Origin of the sequence: Acinetobacter sp. 1294243, from assembly GCF_000588015.1 — a bacterium.
Lineage (GTDB): Bacteria > Pseudomonadota > Gammaproteobacteria > Pseudomonadales > Moraxellaceae > Acinetobacter > Acinetobacter pittii.
The window spans coordinates 228,624-248,980 of the sequence record NZ_JFXG01000001.1; the positions used below are offsets into that span (position 1 = coordinate 228,624).

The 20,357-nt window shown below is 37.2% G+C and carries 22 protein-coding genes and 1 pseudogene; 11 read left to right on the forward strand and 12 right to left on the reverse strand.

Going from position 1 to position 20,357, the window contains the following annotated elements:
* From antB to J655_RS06005, 3 genes are all read left to right on the forward strand, one after another.
* The gene (gene antB / locus J655_RS05995; protein WP_000076809.1) at positions 1-492 is read left to right on the forward strand and encodes an anthranilate 1,2-dioxygenase small subunit; all 492 of its coding nucleotides are present in this window, start codon (positions 1-3) and stop codon (positions 490-492) included.
* 5 nt (positions 493-497) lie between these two features.
* Positions 498-1,532: an anthranilate 1,2-dioxygenase electron transfer component AntC gene (gene antC / locus J655_RS06000; RefSeq protein WP_081403773.1), complete on the forward strand. Its 1,035-nt coding sequence runs from the start codon at positions 498-500 to the stop codon at positions 1,530-1,532.
* A gap of 446 nt (positions 1,533-1,978) precedes the next feature.
* Positions 1,979-3,037, forward strand: a complete 1,059-nt coding sequence (locus J655_RS06005) for an AraC family transcriptional regulator (RefSeq protein WP_032006179.1) — start codon at positions 1,979-1,981, stop codon at positions 3,035-3,037.
* Positions 3,038-3,094: 57 nt separating this feature from the next.
* Here the strand turns inward: J655_RS06005 and J655_RS06010 are convergent, their stop codons facing one another.
* From J655_RS06010 to J655_RS06030, 5 genes are read right to left on the reverse strand one after another with little or no spacing between them, the layout of a single operon-like run.
* Entirely contained in the window at positions 3,095-4,042 is a 948-nt protein-coding gene (locus J655_RS06010; RefSeq protein WP_032042609.1) for a SphA family protein, read from the reverse strand.
* 52 nt (positions 4,043-4,094) lie between these two features.
* Positions 4,095-4,625: a flavin reductase family protein gene (locus J655_RS06015; protein WP_032003622.1), complete on the reverse strand. Its 531-nt coding sequence runs from the start codon at positions 4,623-4,625 to the stop codon at positions 4,095-4,097.
* Between the two features lie 28 nt (positions 4,626-4,653).
* Entirely contained in the window at positions 4,654-5,892 is a 1,239-nt protein-coding gene (locus J655_RS06020) for a styrene monooxygenase/indole monooxygenase family protein (protein ID WP_032006177.1), read from the reverse strand.
* Between the two features lie 43 nt (positions 5,893-5,935).
* The gene (locus J655_RS06025) at positions 5,936-6,721 is read right to left on the reverse strand and encodes an SDR family oxidoreductase (RefSeq protein ID WP_032052135.1); all 786 of its coding nucleotides are present in this window, start codon (positions 6,719-6,721) and stop codon (positions 5,936-5,938) included.
* 12 nt (positions 6,722-6,733) lie between these two features.
* A complete protein-coding gene (locus tag J655_RS06030) occupies positions 6,734-7,984 on the reverse strand; it encodes a dienelactone hydrolase family protein (protein WP_032052136.1) in 1,251 nt (416 codons plus the stop codon).
* Between the two features lie 367 nt (positions 7,985-8,351).
* Here J655_RS06030 and J655_RS06035 point away from each other — a divergent pair, with 367 nt between their 5' ends.
* Together J655_RS06035 and J655_RS06040 are read left to right on the forward strand one after the other, a co-directional pair.
* Positions 8,352-9,563 carry an OprD family outer membrane porin gene (locus J655_RS06035; protein ID WP_372552438.1) on the forward strand — a complete coding sequence of 404 codons (1,212 nt, stop codon included), beginning with the start codon at positions 8,352-8,354 and terminating at the stop codon, positions 9,561-9,563.
* A 16-nt stretch (positions 9,564-9,579) separates the two neighbouring features.
* Positions 9,580-10,923 (forward strand): MFS transporter, encoded by a 1,344-nt coding sequence (locus tag J655_RS06040; RefSeq protein ID WP_032052139.1) that lies wholly within the window; start codon positions 9,580-9,582, stop codon positions 10,921-10,923.
* Between the two features lie 68 nt (positions 10,924-10,991).
* On the opposite strand, the gene J655_RS06045 is transcribed toward J655_RS06040, so the two are convergent.
* The 4 genes and pseudogenes from J655_RS06045 to J655_RS24295 all read right to left on the reverse strand — a co-directional run bounded on the left by J655_RS06045 (position 10,992) and on the right by J655_RS24295 (position 15,076).
* Positions 10,992-11,978: an AraC family transcriptional regulator gene (locus J655_RS06045; protein WP_032052140.1), complete on the reverse strand. Its 987-nt coding sequence runs from the start codon at positions 11,976-11,978 to the stop codon at positions 10,992-10,994.
* 327 nt (positions 11,979-12,305) lie between these two features.
* Positions 12,306-13,091, reverse strand: a complete 786-nt coding sequence (locus tag J655_RS06050; RefSeq protein WP_032003616.1) for a 3-hydroxybutyrate dehydrogenase — start codon at positions 13,089-13,091, stop codon at positions 12,306-12,308.
* A 33-nt stretch (positions 13,092-13,124) separates the two neighbouring features.
* A complete protein-coding gene (locus J655_RS06055; RefSeq protein WP_032052141.1) occupies positions 13,125-14,546 on the reverse strand; it encodes a GntP family permease in 1,422 nt (473 codons plus the stop codon).
* A 397-nt stretch (positions 14,547-14,943) separates the two neighbouring features.
* A pseudogene (locus J655_RS24295) lies at positions 14,944-15,076 on the reverse strand (hypothetical protein).
* Between the two features lie 81 nt (positions 15,077-15,157).
* Between J655_RS24295 and J655_RS06060 the strand changes: the two are divergent.
* On the forward strand, positions 15,158-15,586 hold the full coding sequence (locus J655_RS06060; RefSeq protein ID WP_017481173.1) for a hypothetical protein: 429 nt from the start codon (positions 15,158-15,160) through the stop codon (positions 15,584-15,586).
* Between the two features lie 16 nt (positions 15,587-15,602).
* Positions 15,603-15,878 (forward strand): hypothetical protein, encoded by a 276-nt coding sequence (locus J655_RS06065; RefSeq protein WP_017386926.1) that lies wholly within the window; start codon positions 15,603-15,605, stop codon positions 15,876-15,878.
* Here J655_RS06065 and J655_RS25720 read toward each other — a convergent pair.
* The 3 genes from J655_RS25720 to J655_RS06070 all read right to left on the reverse strand — a co-directional run bounded on the left by J655_RS25720 (position 15,855) and on the right by J655_RS06070 (position 16,877).
* Positions 15,855-16,256: a J517_1871 family lipoprotein gene (locus J655_RS25720; RefSeq protein WP_032052142.1), complete on the reverse strand. Its 402-nt coding sequence runs from the start codon at positions 16,254-16,256 to the stop codon at positions 15,855-15,857. The genes J655_RS06065 and J655_RS25720 overlap by 24 nt on opposite strands.
* 56 nt (positions 16,257-16,312) lie before the next feature.
* Positions 16,313-16,426 (reverse strand): hypothetical protein, encoded by a 114-nt coding sequence (locus tag J655_RS25095; RefSeq protein ID WP_107908721.1) that lies wholly within the window; start codon positions 16,424-16,426, stop codon positions 16,313-16,315.
* A 97-nt stretch (positions 16,427-16,523) separates the two neighbouring features.
* A complete protein-coding gene (locus J655_RS06070) occupies positions 16,524-16,877 on the reverse strand; it encodes a hypothetical protein (RefSeq protein WP_078225433.1) in 354 nt (117 codons plus the stop codon).
* Between the two features lie 489 nt (positions 16,878-17,366).
* Here J655_RS06070 and J655_RS25375 point away from each other — a divergent pair, with 489 nt between their 5' ends.
* The 4 genes from J655_RS25375 to J655_RS06085 all read left to right on the forward strand — a co-directional run bounded on the left by J655_RS25375 (position 17,367) and on the right by J655_RS06085 (position 20,346).
* Positions 17,367-17,756 carry a hypothetical protein gene (locus J655_RS25375; protein WP_025468408.1) on the forward strand — a complete coding sequence of 130 codons (390 nt, stop codon included), beginning with the start codon at positions 17,367-17,369 and terminating at the stop codon, positions 17,754-17,756.
* A gap of 114 nt (positions 17,757-17,870) precedes the next feature.
* Complete coding sequence (locus J655_RS06075) at positions 17,871-18,752, forward strand: LysR family transcriptional regulator (protein ID WP_002113536.1); 882 nt, start codon at positions 17,871-17,873, stop codon at positions 18,750-18,752.
* Positions 18,753-18,998: 246 nt separating this feature from the next.
* On the forward strand, positions 18,999-19,703 hold the full coding sequence (locus J655_RS06080) for a CoA transferase subunit A (protein WP_001045563.1): 705 nt from the start codon (positions 18,999-19,001) through the stop codon (positions 19,701-19,703).
* 1 nt (position 19,704) lies between these two features.
* Positions 19,705-20,346, forward strand: a complete 642-nt coding sequence (locus J655_RS06085) for a 3-oxoacid CoA-transferase subunit B (RefSeq protein WP_032052143.1) — start codon at positions 19,705-19,707, stop codon at positions 20,344-20,346.
* Positions 20,347-20,357 lie beyond the last annotated feature (11 nt).

Sequence of the window (20,357 nt, forward strand, 5' to 3'; positions counted from 1 at the left end):
ATGTCACAAGAACTACATTTTGCTGTATCTCAGTTTTTGTACAAAAAAGCAGAACTTTGTGATGCTTATGACTGGGATGCCTATCTAGAGCTTTACGATGAAGATAGTGAATATCATATTCCACAGTGGATTGATGACCATAACTATGTTCAAGATCCAAATCAGGGCTTGTCTTATATTTATTATGCGGACCGTACAGGTCTTGAAGACCGTGTATTCCGTATTCGTACAGGTAAAGCAGCATCTGCAACGCCGTTACCCCGTACGTTACACAGCATAAACAACATCCGAGTTAAAACATTGGATGATGGATTAATTGAAGCAAAAGTTGCATGGCAAACGCTTTATAACCGTCAAGGTTTAGAAGGCTGTTTTTACGGACACGCTACTTATCTTTTACGCCAAACCGCAGATGGTTTCCGTATTCGTCGCCAGCACAGCATTTTGCTGAATGACAAAATTGATTCCGTTTTAGACTTCTATCACGTTTAAGGGGAATGAAAATGGGACATTCAGTTGCACTTAACTTTGCCGATGGCAAAACCTTTTTCATTTCGGTAAATAACGATGAATTGCTGCTTGATGCAGCAGTTCGTCAAGGAATTAACCTCCCGCTAGACTGCCGTGAAGGTGTTTGTGGTACCTGTCAGGGACAGTGTGAAACCGGCATTTATGAACAAGAATATGTTGATGAAGATGCATTAAGTGAACGTGATTTGGCTGAGCGTAAAATGTTAGCTTGCCAGACGCGTGTAAAATCCGATGCAGCTTTTTATTTCGATCATGATTCTGCTATCTGTAACGCTGGTGATACCTTAAAAATTGAAACCAAAGTGACTGCTGTTGAGCTGGTTTCTGAAACGACAGCAATTTTGCATCTTGATGCGAGCAGTCATGCTGAACAACTTCAGTTTTTACCGGGTCAATATGCTCGTTTGCAAATTCCAGATACTGAAGATTGGCGTTCTTATTCTTTTGCAAATAGACCAAATGCAACCAATCAATTGCAATTTCTAATTCGTCTTTTGCCAGACGGTGTGATGAGTAATTATTTGCGTGATCGTTGTCAGGTTGGACAAAGCCTACTTATTGAAGCGCCACTTGGTAGTTTCTACTTACGTGAAGTAGAGCGACCACTGGTTTTTGTGGCAGGGGGAACAGGATTATCAGCTTTTTTGGGGAAGCTAGATAACTTGGGGGATCAACCAAACTCACCTGCAGTTCAGTTGTATTACGGCGTAAATAATGAAACCGATTTATGTGAACAACAACGTTTACATGCTTATGCTGAACAGCTACCCAACTTTAGTTATCACCCGATTGTGACTAAGGCAACGGAAGCTTGGCAAGGTAAAGCAGGCTATATTCACGAGCACTTAAATAAAGATCAACTGGCTGAGCAGGCTTTTGATATGTATTTATGTGGCCCACCACCAATGATTGAAGCCGTTAAAAATTGGTTGGATGAGCAAGCTTTGCAAAACTATCGTATTTATAGCGAGAAGTTTTTACAAAGCAATACCTCACGTTAAAAGTATAAATAGCTTAAAAACTACTAGACCTGAAATGATTCAATATACTCTGCAAGGGGTATATTGAATTTTTGCATTTAAATTAAAAGTTTTTATATATCAATAATATAAAATAATTAATTCCGATAAAATAAATTGACCAGCTCACTCGGATTTGCTATAAATTTTGGTAGATCTTAAGGAATAAGATCATGATGAGATTAACTTATAGCACCTTTTATATCTTCTTATTCTATTTCTCGAATGTATTAAGAAGGATAAAATCCGACTTAAAAATTTGAGAAAATCACATTAATTAACGGATAAATTGGTCTGTATTTTGCTTATATCTCATTGTAATTTGCGAGTAACTTAATTTTTTAAGTGCCGTATTTACTTGCTGTGCATCGAATTTTTAAAGTTTTTATAACGCAAGTAAATACAGGAGTGAGCCGAAAGGGATAAATATGAACCAAGCCAACTCCCCAGGACTCAGTGGACGTCATTTTCAAAATGAGTCTATCTTTACTGATCATAATTTGGTGTTTGATCACCACGATTTAAGCGAAACCTGCCGAAATGTAGGTCAAATTTTTAAACCGCATGATCTTAAAATCTCTCATCAGAAGCGAGATTTCAGTGCAACCATGCACCATGTTAAAACAGGCGCATTGTCTATTAGTCGCTTGGAATATGGCGCAGATGTCATTATTGAACCAGATCATCTAGATAACTTTTACTTAATTCAAATTCCAACTCAAGGCTACGCAGAAATCGAGTTTGGTTCACAAAAGTTTATTTCTTATTCTCAAGTTGCATCTCTTATTTCACCTCAGCAATCTTTACGTATGCGCTGGCATGCGAACTCACCGCAGCTCGTTCTAAAAGTGTCAAAGAATGATCTTACTTACCATTGCCGTCAGCACATTGCCGATTCAGAGAACAACTTACTCGTTTTTGATCCAAAATTGGACTTTTCTACACAAAGTGGAGCCTACTTTTTACAGCTCGTTAGAACATTAATGGATGCTTTAGCATGTGAGCAACATCCACTCCATCATGCTTTAGCTTTTAAACAGTTTGAGTCAAATTTATTTAATGCGCTCATTTATGGCCAACCCAATAACGCATTACATAAGTTTGATCATTATAAAGAAAAAACAATCTCTCCTTATTTCGTGAAGCGTACAGAAGCCTATATTAAAGAACATTTACATGAGCCGCTTAATGTCGAAATTTTGGCTGAACATGCAGGCGTGAGCGTAAGAACCCTATTTACTGGTTTTAAAAACTATTTGGGTACTACCCCAATGTCTTATTTAAAAGAATTACGCTTTGAACAAGCTCATTTAGAGCTGATGCATAATGAAAATCTATCGGTCACAGACGTTGCATTTAAATGGGGATTTACTCACTTAGGTCGTTTTTCTCAAGAATATAAACGCCGTTATGGTGAGTTACCTTCTTCGACTCGCCGTTCTGGTCACAGTGAAGGTTCAGGCTTAATTACTTCAATTTTTTCTTAAGTTTAAAATAGACGAAAGCCTTTTATATTGATTGATATAAAAGGCTTTTTTTATGATTTAAAAATGATGGACATAACGAACTTGTAGTCGTGTTCCCTCTGGCCGGTTTTCAGCATCTTGCTCAAAATATGCATTTGCAACCAAGTGATCATTTTTAGAAAAACTGTACATCGCACCAGGACCAATTGCCCAAACTTGTTCACGTCGACCTTTGACTTTTTCACCATCGACTTCGGTATCAGTGACTTGTTTTAGCCAATAACCATTCAGTCCTAAGCGAAACTGTTCAGTAATAGCATAGTCCGTTGCAAAGTTTGCATGAATTGCTTGCCCTGCCTGCATATCATTTGCTCCAACAAAAGCATAGCTTGGGTCATTATTCTTAAAGTTATAGAGATAATGGATACGTGTGGATGCAGTCCATTTAGGATTAAACCAATATGTGGCAGCCCAATAAGGGTCAAATGAAACAGCGTTATTACTGGGGTTAATATCTTTTTGCCGATCGTATTCGCCAGTAGGTAAATTCACCTGAAACTCAAAACGATGTACAAACTTCGGCCCTTGCGCGCCCATGACTGGATCGAACTGAATAAAAGGTCCGATCATAATGTCTCCAAAGCCGCTTTGGGCTTTAATAGCAGCATTATTCAAGCCATCATCCATGTCCATTTTACTGACAAAAGGAATTAAAAAATTCATGCCTAGACTGGCTTGATCTTTTACTCGGACATTCGATAAATAACTAATCTGTTCAACCAGTACCTGATAATTTAAATCTGTTTTAGGTAAACCTAATTTTTGTCCATTGGCATCGACCAGTTTATTACTATCGTAATTTTGAAAGTAAGTTTGAGCATACCAGCCAGGCCCTGCGGGTAATCCGCCATCGAGAAAGCTGGTCATGCCTAAATTTACGGTCGGTAAATCATAGGCATGTGTAACCAATGGCAACCCCAACAATGTCCCTGCTAAAAATCCATGTTTAATTAAAGTGCTTTTCATCTTCTTATTTCCTATAAAAAATCACGACCGGATTGATCGTGATTATGGTGAATTAACCTGCTAATTCTGGATGCTCAGCGGCAATCCGATACTTTCCTGCGTGGAATACCAATGGTTCACCTTGGCGCTGTTGGTATTGTTCAATTTGACCAATAAAAATCAGGTGATCTCCGCCTTCATATTGATTTACATTGCGGCAAACCAAGGTTGCGAGTGCATCGGATAAAATTGGAACGCCAGCATTGCATTGTTGATGGGCAATGCCTGCAAATTTGTCTTCGGCACCTCGAGCAAAATGCCCCGAAAGCTGATGATGCTCTTGCGCCAACATGTGGATGGCAAAATATTCAGCTTCTACAAAATCAGACAAACTTGGCGCTGTTTTTGATAGACTCCACAAAATTAATGGCGGATCTAAAGACAGAGATGAAAACGAATTGGCTGTCATACCTATTTTCCGGCCATCTTTACCACGAGTGGTAATCACGGTAACGCCAGTTGCAAACTGACCAAGCAAATTACGAATTTCTCTTGGGTTTTCAGCATTAATCGCTTGTAAAGCTAAAGTTTCAATTGTGTCCATTTTTAATTCTCCCTTTGCTGTTTTGCCCTTAAGCCACTTTTGCTGTGGTTTTTGAGGCCAAGAATGCTTGAGCTTGATCTGCATCAAACCACCAAGGAGCAAATGCGCGTGGGTCATCAAAGTTATTGGCCATAATTGAAGCAATGCTCTGGTTTTGACTTGCAGCTGCTAGGAGTTCAACGACATGAGGCTCAGGTGGTAATAACAAGCTATTGGTCCAAGCCACGACTTTTTCTGCATAAGCCCAATAACGCTCAAAAGTTTGAACCATCCATTGTTCGCTAAAGCTTTGATTATCATTGGCTAAAATGGCATCGAAATAGATCTTGCTACACTTAGCCGCATTGTTTGAGCCTTGACCAGTAATTGGATCATTGACCACTAAGGCATCTGCCATGCCAAAAATCTTTTTGCCAGAGGGTAAGGTTAAAACGGGTTTGCGTACGGTCGGCGGGAAGCGCCCTGCCAAATATCCGCCTGCATCAGTCAACTCAACATTTGTGCAGCGTTCATATTCCCAAGGCACAAATTTCTTGAGTAAGTCCAAACTGCACTGCAAATGCTGTTCTGGTGTTTTGACGTCTTGCCAGCAGTCCATTGGTCCATTTGGAATTCCTTCAAACACCATGATGTCGCAGGGTCCATTCACGGTAAGTGCTGGAAATGAAAAGTACTCACCGACTTCAGGAATAATGTTAAAAGTCACTCGTGAATAAGGTGAAATTGGCTTCATGTTCTTGACATAGGTCAATGCCAAAGCGCGCTGTGGTTTATCAAAAACACTACGTGCATCATCACGCTCAAATTGTTTAACGACTTCACCTTTACCAGCGGCGAGTAATACAAGCTCGTAGTCGTTTGCGAGTTGTTCTAACTCTTCTATTCCCACATCCTGAATCACCAATCGACCGCCACGGCGTTCGAACTCTTCCATCCAATATGGCATTTTGACGCGTTGATCGACCGATTGAGCGTAGCGCTCAAGACGAGCACTCCATTCAAATGCTTTACCACCATTTTCAGGATTGACTAAAGCCAGCCCAATACCTTCTACCGCTGGACATTGTTCTTCCCAAAAATTTAGTCCCAAGTCACGTTCAGTTTGTAAAGCGGTATGAAACATACACTGGCTTGACATGACTTTACCTTGACGGATTTCATCGGCAGTTCGGTTGGTGATCATGGTCACGTCGTAACCTGTATCTAATAAGCCCAAACCAAGCTGTAAACCAGACTGTCCTGCTCCAACAATTGCAATACGGCGCATAATCTTCTCCATAATTTTCTAAATGTGCTTTTAAAACGCTGTGCTATTCGGCTAAACGTGGAATAGCGGGCTGTGATCCTTCAGGGCCCATCACTGAATATCCGCCATCGACCGCATAATCTGCTCCGGTGACAAAACTCGCAGCGGGTGACAATAAAAACAAAACAACATTGGCGACTTCTTCGGGGTGACCCAATCGGCCTAGCAAGTGATAATCGGCTGCCACGCTATAGGCCTTTTCACGGTTATTACCACTGACTTCTGCAATGACACGAGACCATGTCCAACCCGGAGAAACTGAATTGACGCGGATACCATCGGTAGCAAAATCCATTGCCATGCTTTGTGTGAGTTGACGTATTGCGGCTTTAGAAACTGGGTATAACCAGCGTCCTGTTTGTGCTACTTTGGCCGAGATTGAAGTAAAGTTAACGATTGAACCTTGCTGCTTTTTTAGGTCATGGTATAAAGCACGGCTCAGCTCAACTGTTGAGACCAAATTAATATCGAGTGCTTGTAACCAGTCCTGACGTGAAGATTTAAAACCGTCATCTAAATAGGTACATGCCAAATTCACCAAGTAACTTACTTCACCTAAATGTTGATGAATATCTGCCACAGCTTGTTGAATAGCCGCATCGCTGGTTAAATCGGTTTGAATAAACATCACATCATGGTTAAAGCTTTCTGCAATCGCCTTGCCTTTAGCATCAATATCTAAAATAGCAACATGAGCACCTGCATTTACCAACGCTTGTACGACAGCTTTACCAATCAGGGTTGCACCGCCACTTACCACAGCGACTTTTCCTTTTAAATCTATATTCATTGCAGATACTCCTTAATTGACTGGCTTGCCTTCACTACTTGACCAAGTTGACATCAACGTATTGGAAGGAAGATCTTCATCAAGAAGTTTTCGAGCTGTCTCGACACCTGCAACTGGTAAGCCTGTTGGGTCTAATAAACCAATTTGAACAAGTACAGACGCTTGGTCCCAGTAAATATGCTCATGGCACAACTTTGACCCTCTAAACTGGATCACACCTAACATTGGAATTTCGACATATTTACCAGTCGGTTTTACACCTGGTAATAACCAGTCAATTTCAGCGTCGTGGGTAAAGCTCATAATGAATTCGTCAACCACTTGCGTTGAGCCAACCGTACGAGAGATCGAAGTGATCTTCATATCTTTCGGGTTTTGATGCACAAAGTGATATTGATAAAAACGGGCAAGCTGGCTTTGGCCTACACCGCCAGTTAAGGTTGGAATATGGTTGACATAAGGTTCAGCAACCATCGTTGCCATGGTAGCTGGTACGTCACGCGTATCGAACTCATGCCGAATATGCTCTTCCCATAAGGCAACTAAGTCATATTTCGGCCCAATGGTTTCATGTAGAGCGGTTACTGTACGCTCGTGAGCAAAGCGTGCTGAAGGTTTGTGGTAATGATTGCTTTTTGGTCGTGCAAAAGCATGATCAACACCTTCGTAAACATAGGCTTGTACATTTGAATATTGGTTAGCTGCATCGACAATCGCTTGTCTCGCATCTGGCGGTGTAAATTGGTCTAGTTCTGCAATATGTAAAACCAAACGTCCTTTTACGTTAGCTAACTCATCTAATGCTTTTTCGATGCCTACACCGTAATAACCTACGGCACATGCCACGTCAGAAAGTCGGCAGCCTGCTAGATAAGCAAGCTTTCCACCTAAACAATAGCCCACCACGCCGAGGCCTGTAGAAGTGTCACATTCTGGTCGAGTCTTTAAAAAAGATAAGCTGTCTTGAATATCTTCAACACCGAGGTTTTCATCATATTGCTGATAAAGTTCAAAAGCTTTTTGAAAATCTTCTGGTGTATAACTCAGTTCAATATTAGGTGCTACACGCCAAAATAAATCAGGAACTAAAACGGTATAGCCTTCTTCCGCAAGAAAATCCGCTTTTTCTCGCATGGCGGCATTCACTCCAAAGATTTCCTGACAAAGCACCACTCCAGGTCCTTTTCCTGTTTCTGGTGTCGCTAGATATGCACTGAACTGCTTTCCAGATGCTGTTTTAATTTGAACGGTTTGCCCAGCCATAGTGTCAACTCCTGACATTGTTATGGCTTTATCTTCTATCCGAATATTTTTTTAGGCTGTCCAAAAGCTGCAAGCACTATCCAATCTCTGCGCAATTATCAAAATCAATAAAAATGGATAAATCACAAAAAATAGGAAAACTAATAAATTTCATAATTTTAAATTAAAAAATTAAATTAATACTTTTTATCTCATTTGGAAAAAATGGATTAAGATTAGGACTTATTGGATAGTGACGATTGGCTAAAAATAGTTCAATCAAGTCATGTAATTAATTTGATTACATAAAAAAGCCCAGTCATTTTCTAAATTAAGGCGTTTATTTATGCATCGACCATGGCCAATTTATGGACAACAAAAAACGTTAATGCTCATCAATATTTTATGTTGTAGTGCATTTTCTACTCAGGCTTATTCAGCGGATGAAGAATGGAAATTTACATCAAAAAATGCATATATAGACAGAAACTATGACAATCCAGATGTAAAAGACACAGGTAGCTGGTCACAATCAGTTTCTCTATTTTACAACTCAAATATGCATGATACGCCGTTAGAAATTGGTGGAACCCCAATTCAAATTGGCGCAAATGCTTCAGCACAATATGCGGTTCGTTTAAGCCAAGATAAACATGTTGCAGATACGGTATTGCCTTTTGATAAAACCACGCAGTCCCAAGCACCTGATTATCTAAAATATGCAGCGACCTTAAAGTTAGGCTATAACAAAACGCTACTAAGCATTGGTGAACTATGGCTGGATTTACCCGTAACCACTGTAGATGCAAGCCGACAACTCCTGACGTCTTATTGGGGAACTAATCTTAAGAGCCAGATAAACGATAAGCTTTTTGCTGAAATTGGCCGTATTGAAAAAGTATCACCACGAAATGAAGAAGATTTTCATCGATTTTCTTTTACTTCAAAAGGTGTGACTGGCTACTCCGACGGCCTTAACTATATAGATCTTCGCTATCAATTTACGCCTACGTTGAAGGGTGAATATTACTTTGGGAATATGGAGGATTTATATAACAAACATTATGTCGGCGTTGACCATATATGGAAATATTCTAATTTTTCAGTTAATTCAAAATTCAAATATTTCAATGCTAAAGATAATGGAAATCTATTTGACATTGACGCACAAAACGTAGGGTTACTAGAAACGGTTAAAGTAAAAAATCACAGCTTTGGTGTGGGTTATCAGCAAATTATTGGTGAGTCTGCTTACCCGTTACCAGATGGTTTCTTGCCTGAAACTTATTTCATTAACTGGAACACGACTGGTTTCTTCAAACAAGATGAAAAGTCTTATCACTTTATCTATGGCTATGACTTTAAAGATCATGTGCCGGGTCTAAATACCACTTTCAAATATGTATATGGCGATCACTTCAAAACAGCAGATGGCTTAAAAAATAAAGAAAGTGAAGCAAACGTTATTGTCAATTATGCCCTTCAACAGCCTTTTCTCAAAGGTTTAGCTCTTCAGTACATCTTCATCAATTACGACGTTAAGCATGGAAACGATTTCTCTGAAAACCGTTTCTTCGTCAATTACAGCAAAAAATTTTAATGAATAAGGAATACATATGAAAACGATAGATGCAAACACGATTATCAATCGCGAAAAACTGTCTCCATTACAATGGATGGTTTTTATCCTAGGCTTTTTTGTCTTCTTCTGTGATGGTCTAGATACAGGGATTATCGGTTTTATTGCTCCAGCATTGCTCGATGATTGGGGAATTACCAAGCCTCAGCTTGCTCCAGTTTTAAGTGCTGCTTTAGTGGGCATGTCGATCGGTGCAATCATTTCTGGGCCTTTGTCCGATAAGTTTGGACGTAAAGGTGTCATTATTTTTACAAGCCTTTTATTTTCAATATTTACGATTTTGTGCGGCTTTGCCGACTCAACCCAAGATTTAATGATTTATCGCTTTATTACAGGTGTTGGTTTAGGCGCAGCCATGCCAAACATCAGTACTATTGTCTCTGAATATATGCCTGTAAAACGTAAAGCATTCCTTACAGGTCTTGCTGGTTGTGGTTTCATGCTCGGTATTTCTTGTGGCGGTGTGTTGTCAGCTTATCTATTAGAAAGCTATGGCTGGGCCAAAGTGATTATTATTGGCGGAAGCATTCCCCTCATTTTAGTGGTTGCTTTATTGCTTAAATTACCTGAATCAACGCAATACTTAATTACACGTCATCAACAAGACAAAGCTCAGCGTATATTAGAAAATATTCAAGGACATTCCTTCCAAGAGCCAGTAAAACTTGTTTTAACTCAAGCAGAAACTGTATCAGATGAAAATCCAGTTAAAGTGGTTTTAGGAAAATATCTGTGGGGTTCAAGTATGCTTTGGCTCTGCTGCTTTACGAGTCTTTTGGTGTTCTATCTTTTAACAAGCTGGATGCCAACGATTTTAAAAACAGCAGGTTTTAGTACTCAACAGTTTAGTTTAATTGCCGCGATTTTCCCTTTTGGTGGTGTGATTGGTGCAACCATTATGGGATGGTACATGGATAAACTGAACCCAACTACAGTCATTAAATATTCATATCTCATCGCTTTTGGACTATTCATTGTTGCAGGTCTAGTGAGCTCAAATATTTTCTTATTAGGCCTTACTATCTTCTTAATTGGTGCATTACTGGCTGGTGCACAGTCTTCATTACTGCCACTTGCAGCTATGTTCTATCCAGCAGTGTGCCGTGCAGTTGGCGTTTCATGGATGCATGGTATTGGTCGTATCGGTGCAATTTTAGGCGCTTTCTTTGGCTCGCTCATTTTCACTTTCAACCTAAGCTTAAGCGGTATTTTCTTTATTCTTGCACTACCAACCTTCATCTCATTTATTGCACTTAGTCTCAAAGTGATTTATGAGAAATCTAAAAACAAACAAGTGTTAAAGCTCGAAGAAAGTTTATAAATATTAGGCTATAAATAAAAAACTGATTTAGTTGCCTAAATCAGTTTTTTATTGCGAAAAATTAAATATTAGAAAATTTTCCCTTTAGTCTCACTTGGATTTTCGCCAAATTCTTCACGATACTCTTGAGAAAAACGACTTAAATGGTTAAAGCCCCAGTCATAGGCAAGCTTTGAAATAGAAACCTTTCTATCTGCTCCGGTAGTGCTCAAAATCTTATAAATTTGTTGGAGACGATATTTTTTTAAATACGACATTGGGCTGGTGCCATAGTATTGTTGAAATTCATCATACAATTTTGATTTTGAAACCCCAGCCAGACGCTGCAAGTCTTCTGCACAGATTTCTTCATGCGCATGTTCAATAATAAAATTACGAACCTTACGAATATAAGCTGGCTCATCCTGATGTGAGAGTGACTTTAAAGCTTCAGAGTAGTTGTTTTCTTGAGATAACAATAACGCTTTAATTACAAAATTTTCATAGTCTTCAGACAACATCTGCAAACCATAAAAATTGCTATATTGTGATTTTAACTGTACAAAATTTTGAATGTTCTTCCACCATGCACCAATCAGTTGCTCCGAGTCCAGATGCATTTCAGGGTTAAAAATAATGGGGGCTTCTATGGGTTTGTTGAGTAGATCCGCAAGGACAATCTGCATACTTCGCTCAGGAATAACCACCTGAAATTTTCTGCAATCTTTATCGATAATCAAATCTTGCTGATCATTATTTGAAACAATAAGGCCCCTGTTTTCATCAGATTGATAATGAGCGCCACGAATGTTGAGAGCTTGTCGACCTTGTATTGGCAAACTAATGCTATACGCTTTTAAATTTGAGATGTTAATCGCAACGTTTGCACCATAACTGATTGTACCGATTGCCATTTTTTTATTAGGCAAACGCATTCCGTCATAGTGAAAATCGAGAGTGTCTTTGTAAATTGTGTCTAGACGGTGTTCACCACAAATCGTGGACATCAAACTCTGCGCAAATTCAGCCTTGCGTGAATAATGATTGAGTTCCGTCTGTTGGCTGAGTGATATCATATCCTTTTCACCTAGCTAAATAACTTATTGCTTAAAAAGCAACTTGTATGCCAATTAATATCCTTTAATTGACAAATTTTCCTGAAAATACCGAATCAAGAAAGAGAGTAAAGATTACTTTCTCATACTCTATTAGATTTTAAAAATGGAAATAAGTTAAATACCTTTAAAGTATAATTTCATACTTTAATAAACTTATTTTATTAGATTTTTTATAAGCAAATAGAGTAGAGATAAATCATTATTTTGAACAGCAGACTATCATAAATTTTTAACGAATAAAAAAACCGCCTATTTTAAATAAGCGGCTTTTATAAAATACTTAAATTATTGAGCGGTGTAACCACCATCCATAACAACAGCTTGGCCTGTTACCCCACCTGCTTTGCTACTCGCAAGGAAAATCGCATAGTCAGCAATTTCTTCAACAGAGAGCAAACGCTTTTGAGGAACCATTGCCAAAATCACATCTTCAAGTGCGCTGTCTAAACTTACATTACGGGTTTTAGCCAAATCTGCAATTTGCCCACGAACCAACGGTGTATCTACATAACCCGGGCATAGAGCATTTACCGTAACACCATCGCGTGCACATTCTAATGCCGCAACTTTTGTTAGGCCAATTACGCCGTGTTTAGCACTGTTATACCCTGCCTTTCCAGCGAAACCAATCAAGCCATTAATTGAGGCCATATTAATAATACGACCATATTTTTGAGCTTTCATAATTGGAAAAACATGTTTAATACCAATAAACGCCCCAGTTAACATGACTTGAACTAACTTTTGAAAAACAGCCGTTGGAAATTCTTCAATAGGTGCAACATGTTGGAAACCAGCATTATTAATTAAGATATCAACCGTACCAAAGGTCTTTTGAGTAAGCTCAATGGCTTGTTTATAAGCGTCTTCATCGGTCACATCGCATGGTGCAGATAATGCGTCAAAACCTTGCTCTTTAAGTGAGTGCGCCGTTTCTTGACACTTTTCTGCATTCATATCAGAAATGACAACTTTGGCACCTTCTTGAGCAAATTTCTTAGCAATTTCTAGACCTATACCACTTGCAGAACCTGTAATAAAAGCGACCTTACCGTCTAAAAGTTTTGTCATTTATTTACTCCTTAATACTTATAACGCACTGACTTAAACAATACCTGTTATGGTAAAGACCGTAATCACCACAAATACCGCTAATGTTTTAATTACCGTAACTGCAAAAATATCTTTATACGATTGTTTATGGGTTAATCCAGTAACAGCGAGTAAAGTAATAACAGCACCATTATGCGGAAGTGTATCCATACCACCCGATGCCATTGCAACCACACGGTGCATGACTTCTGGTGGAATACCCGCAGCTAAAATCGCGGCGTTATATTGTTCAGCCATCGCACTTAAAGCGATACTCATACCACCTGAAGCTGAACCGGTAATACCTGCTAAAACGGTTGTCGTCACAGCCCCATTTACTAGTGGATTTGTAAAAGTACTGCTCATTGCATGGCTAATCAGAGCAAAGCCCGGTAATGACGCAATAATTGCACCGAAACCATACTCAGAAGCCGTATTCATCACTGCTAAAAGTGAGCCGCCAATACTGGCATTAATGCCCTCTTTGAAGTTCATCACTACACGCTGATAATCAAACAAAATTGCAGAAATAATCCCGACAATCAGCGCAAGACCCACTGCCCAGATCGCACCAGTTTTTGCAACATCTACGGTGTAATCAGCTAATCCAACTGCGGCAAAATCAAAACCATTTGGATACCACTCTTTAATTGCTTTAGATAAATATTTGTTCATTACGGCAACAAGAATAAGAGGTACAAATGCTAAAAACTGACGAGCCGTACTTCCATTACTGTGCAAGTTCATATCAGCTTCAATTTCTTGAGGCCGTGTATTGTCTGTGCCAAAACCAGAGTACCCCTCACCAGCTTTTGCAGCTGCACGGCGACGCCATTCTAAGTAAGCCAAACCCATGCATAGAACAAAAATAGCACCGATAATTCCTAGAAATGGTGCAGCATAAATATTGGTGCCAAAGAATGTAGTTGGAATTACGTTCTGGATTTGTGGCGTACCCGGTAATGCATCCATGGTAAATGTAAATGCACCAAGCGCGATGGTCCCCGGAATTAAACGTTTTGGAATATTGGCTTGTCTAAATAGCTGGTTTGCAAAAGGATAAATGGCAAATACAGCAACAAATAAACTTACACCGCTATAGGTTAAAATTGCACCTAACAATACAACGGTTAAAATTGCTTTTTTTGCTCCAATCCATCTCACAATAGTTCGTGCAATAGACTCAGCAATTCCTGACATTTCAACGACTTTACCGAAAATTGCCCCGAGTAAAAATACAAGAAAGTAATCTTTAATAAAGTTCACCATTTTGGGCATAAATACACCCGAATAAAACGGTAAGACATTGGCTGGGTTAATGAGTAAAACAGCGAGTAAGGCACAAATTGGTGCCATGAGAATGACTGAAAAGCCCTTGTAAGCTGTATACATCAACAGCCCAAGCGAAAGTAGAATTACAAATAATTCCCACATATATTCTTTCTCCCTAAAGAATAGATATTAGGTTCAATAAAATTACCAAAAGATATTTAGGTTATCCCAAACCTAAAATGATAAAAATCACAGTATCTATGCGTGGTAATAGGTAAATGAGCTTAAAAATAAAATATCACTAAAATATTTAAAAACAATGTAATTTATTTAAATTTTAAAATATATATGCAATACAAATATTTAAGTTGTTTTATTGGTAAAATTTAATTAATTAAAAAATATTATTATTTTATAAAACTTATTAATTATTGAGTAAATTAAATTAATATTTCTACATTATTTAATAAAGACAATTAAATAATATATTTTTTAAATTAATTTAATAAATATAATTCATCTTATTCTTTTGAAATATTGCGCAGATAATTTTTTATCTTTATTTGAATAAAGCAATTTGAAGCTTAATCATCAAAAGATTAGAACAGAAATATAGAGTCGTGTTTTTTAATATTCTCATCTTTACTCGAAAACGGCGCTTGTTTATTAAAGATAACTTCTACTTCTGTCACTAGAGTTAGACAATGTAATGAATACTATTACATGTCTACTGATAGAATTTATAATTTAGACTTTTCACTAGTATATAAGTTATGAATAAAAGAAATATTTTGTTCACTCTTCAAACTGGATTGATCATCCTACTTAATGGATGTACCGATACTTCTCTGGCTCAAAATAAGGTTATTGTTCCAAAAATTGGTTACTCTGGTAATGCTGATAATGCAAGCTATAGTGAGGCAAAAATCAAGATTGAAGGCTCTTGTGTTTATTTAATGAATACAAATGATCGAGTGATTCCTATTTTTGCAACTAAAGATGCTCATTGGGATAGCAATAAGTATCTTTTAATTGTTGACTCAAAAGAATATAAAGATGGGGATACGATTGCTTACGGCAGCGGAGAAGCTTATCCCATTAATTTGAACAACTACAAATGGATAATTAAACCTGATACTACATGTGATCTAAGTAAAGGCGTTATTATCAATCAATTTATAGAACCTCTTACTAAAAAGTAAATAAAAAAAGCCCTATATGAAAATTCAACTCTTAGCTTCTTTAACTGCTTTTAGCCTAACATCTTGCATGGTAAAGCCTACTATAACTAACCATGAAGAGGTTTCTATTCAACCGATACTTATTACAAGCAATATGAAAAGTAATATTTCAATGATGGCTTCAGCACATGGAAAGCTTATAGCAGATAAAAATGGATGTATCAGACTGGGCGATGAAAAAGGTCCGTTGATTATTTGGCCTTATGGCAGCAAATTTATAAAGTGGTATCTATATTTCTTTAACACATTTTAGTGAAGCTGCCTTTAAGTCGTTATCAGCTTTATAAATCATATTCGAATTAGAGGCACTTAAAATTGTTCTAGCTTCGAGTATATCTTTGTTAAGAAACTTAACTTCTAAAACCATACCATTTTGAAGATAAATTATATTATTAAAATACTTAACTTTATTGAATACTACATGTCCACTAGTATCGTCGCAAAGTATTCCATTACCATCTGCGTCAAGTTTTATGGTTGATATGCTTGGGCCGATTGAAATCGTCCATACCCCTGACACTAAAGGTATAGAAGGCTGTATATCGCTAAATTTATTATTAGTCATTTGGGTAGTTGGGCTTACACATCCACTTAATGAAAAAATTAAGCTTAATGAAATTATCTTTTTCATGAAATTACTCCTTTTAATTATGACTAAAACTTAACAGTTCAGAAAATAAAAAACTATCAGTTCATATAGCACCCTACCCCATACACACTAGACCTGATTGAACCAATATGAGATGTTTGATATGCATCAATACCTACAATAGAGACCACAAAAGATTGCACAACCTCCATAGTGATTTTCTTTACCTTATCTTCTACTTATTTTGCCACACCAAGACTAGAACTAATCGGCTTATCCTTTTCAAGCCCATATACATCTCTGCAAACTTTAATATTTAATTGATATCCATATTCCGGAAACAAAACTAAAAATTAGATAAATAAATGCAGCAATAATTATGGAAAAAAGGACTATGATGACTCCGTTAGTGATATGGTCTCCATTGGTACCATTCTCAGTGTTTTCCTTGGGATTAATTATCATTGGGGTATTTAAAGATTTTTTTGCCTCATAGAATCCCCAGCCTATACCCAGCAAAACAATTAGTACCGCAAAACCAACTCCAATATCATAAATAACTTCCTCAGCAGCATATTTATCATTTGAAGCTGAAACACACTTTTCAAAGTATTTTTTTTCAATTTCAGACAGTGTGGAGATTGATTTTTGATCTTTAAACATATCTTTAAAACGGATATTGCATGTCTCAATAAATTCTTCTTTATCGTCAGTTCCATCTCCCTCGTAATTACTTGGACGTGAAATATATATTGAACTATGTGTAGTTGTAGCCATCTAATTACAGTAATTTATATACAAAATGATAGTTTAATTGATAGTAAAAAATATTCAATTTAGGCCTTACTCAAATGAATCAAAAACCAATGGCAATGACATGTTCAAACCTTTCATATGATTTTTATAAAGCCTTATCTCAAAATAGTAAAAATTAATATATTCTTTTGGATACTTACTAACTAAATTATAAAAGTGCCGTTCACTCATTAAGGATGCACATTTAATTTTTTGACGTCTAATTTTTAGCTTTATTCATCTTTTTATCTTTATGGGGGTGGACAAATTTATACTCTTTATTTTTAAAAATAGCATTTATTTAATTTAGATTATTCAATAGAATAACAATATAAAATCTTGATAAGAAAACAAAATATGATATGGATTAAATTTATAATATACCCTTTGGGGATGTTTGTACTGTGGCAAATTATTTTCATAATTACGCAACTCTCTTTAACATACCTAAATACGCCACAAGTCATTGTAGCTATACTTTCATTGATCATAAATTGCGGTATGCAAATTTTGATTGGTTATAAAATCCCTCAATTAGCACCAAAATATAAATTTGTAGCGAGTGCTACATACATTATTCTCTTCACCTTTTTGTTAGCAATCTATTCAACAACTATTTTATTAGAAGGCTTAAAAGTTGCTCCTCAAGCAATTTGGCTAGGTTATTTGTTTTTCCATGTAGTTGGAATGGCTCTATTCTTTGCTAATAACACAGATGAGTTTTGTTGGGAAAATTTACTGAAGTAGCTCAGCCTATTGTCCCCTGCTTTATTTTTATTTTTTTGTCAAAAAAACATCATATTAGACAAATTTTCGTATAAATTACCCTTCTAGATGAGTTGGGCAATCTAAAGGATAGAAATGACGCTTAAACAATTAAAAGCTTTTTTAGCCCTTGCGCGTACACTCAACTATGCTAATGCATCATTAGAGCTACATCTCAGCCAGTCTGCTTTAAGTCTTACTATCAAAAGCTTAGAAGAAGAATTAGGCGGAAAACTATTTAACCGTAATACTCGCCGTGTTGAGCTTACCCAAGAAGGTAAATCCCTTATTCCCTACGCTAAAAAATTACTCGCCAATTGGGATGAAATGGAAAACGATGTTAAACAACGTTTTAAGCTCAATCGTGGAACCTTAAGTATCGCTTCAATGCCCTTCGTGACTCATGCGATTCTGCCTGAAGTAATTCATCAATTTTTAGAACTTCATCCCAACTTGAACTTTTCAATTCAAGATATTCCAAATGAAACTATTATAGAAAAAGTACAAGACGGTATTTTTGAACTTGGTATCTGCTTTGAACCTGATCTCACCGAAGGCCTAGAGTTCAAACCACTATTTGAAGAAGATTTCTTAGCTCTATTACCAAAGACTCACCCACTTGCTCAATCATCTTCTATTACATGGCAAGAGCTTTGTTCAAATCCATTCGTGACATTGCAAAAACCTTCAATTGTTCGATATTTGGTTGAGCAGAATTGTTTGCGAAATAATATAACGCTCGATTTGAAAGTTGAATGTCATCAAATCTCATCACTCTCAAGCTTTGTGGCTTATGGAATTGGGGTGAGTGCAATTCCAAGGCATTTTGCTAAACACATTGATAAAGAACATAACGTACTCATTGAGTTAAAGGATGAATCTATTCATAAGACTGTAGGAATTGTTTATAAAAAGAACTTTGAAATTTCAAATATTTCGACTCAATTTATTGAAGCTTTGATTCAATATAAATTTTAAAAAATTAAAGACTGCTTTTTAGGATGAGCTAAGCATACGCTTAAGCTAAAATTATTAATTATTATAATTTTCAATGATATGAGGTGATTTTTTTAAAGTATTTTTCTTTATGTTCGTCTGATCTTTTGTAGACGATTTGAAACCATTCATTGATTATACTTATTAATCATTTAAAAAAATTAACTTCTGTAACGCAAAATGTGATGCTAAAACTAAGATTACTAAGGGATATAGGATAACAATAGAATGAATAAAGTTTATGCCAATGCAGAGGCAGCACTAAAAGACGTTATTGCAGATAATCAAACACTTGCCGTAGGTGGTTTTGGTTTATGTGGAATTCCGGAAAAACTGATTGTTGCAGTTAAGCAAAGTGGTGTGACTGGTCTCACATGTATTTCAAATAACGCAGGTGTAGATGATTTCGGCTTAGGTATATTGCTTCAAACCAAACAGATCAAAAAAATGATCTCTTCTTATGTTGGTGAAAACAAAGAATTCGAGCGTCAATATTTAAATGGTGAATTAGAAGTTGAACTAACCCCACAAGGCACCTTAGCTGAAAAGTTACGTGCGGGAGGTGCGGGAATTCCAGCATTTTACACACAAACTGGTGTAGGTACACTCATTGCTGAAGGTAAAGAAGAACGTATTTTTAACGGCAAAAATTACATTTTAGAAGAATCTTTAACAGCCGATGTAGCTCTTGTTAAAGCATATAAGGCAGACAAGGCAGGTAATTTAGTATTTCGTAAAACTGCTCAGAATTTTAATCCCGAATGCGCAATGGCTGGAAAAATTACAATTGCAGAAGTTGAACAGGTGGTTGAAATTGGTGAATTGGATCCGGATGAAATCCATTTACCAGGTATATATGTGAACCGCATTGTATTAAACGCATCACCTGAAAAACGTATTGAGCATAAAACTTTAAGCACGGAGGCAGTATAAAATGGCTTGGTCACGCAATGAAATGGCACAACGTGCTGCGAAAGAACTTGAAGACGGTTTTTATGTGAATTTAGGTATTGGCTTACCTACTCTAGTTGCCAACTATATTCCTGAAAATATTAATGTTTGGCTTCAATCTGAAAATGGTTTGTTAGGTATTGGCGAGTTTCCAACTGAAGAAACTGTTGATGCTGATTTAATTAACGCTGGTAAACAAACAGTCACTGCTCGCCCTGGTGCTGCTTTCTTCTCAAGCTCAGAATCTTTTGCCATGATCCGTGGTGGTCACGTCAACATTGCCATTTTAGGTGCAATGGAAGTCTCTGAAAATGGTGACTTGGCTAACTGGATGATTCCAGGTAAGAAAGTCAAAGGTATGGGCGGTGCAATGGACTTGGTTGTTGGTGTCCAAAAAGTTGTAGTACTTATGGAACACTGTGCCAAAGATGGTACACCAAAAATTGTAAAAAACTGTAGTTTACCTTTAACAGGTAAAGGCGTGGTTCATCGCGTCATTACTGACCTAGGTGTAATGGATATTACCCCACAAGGTGTAGAGCTGATTGAACTTGCTAAAGATGTCACGCTTGAACAGATTCAAGGTGTTACAGGCGTCGATTTTTACAAAACCTTAGTCGCATAAAATTAAATTTT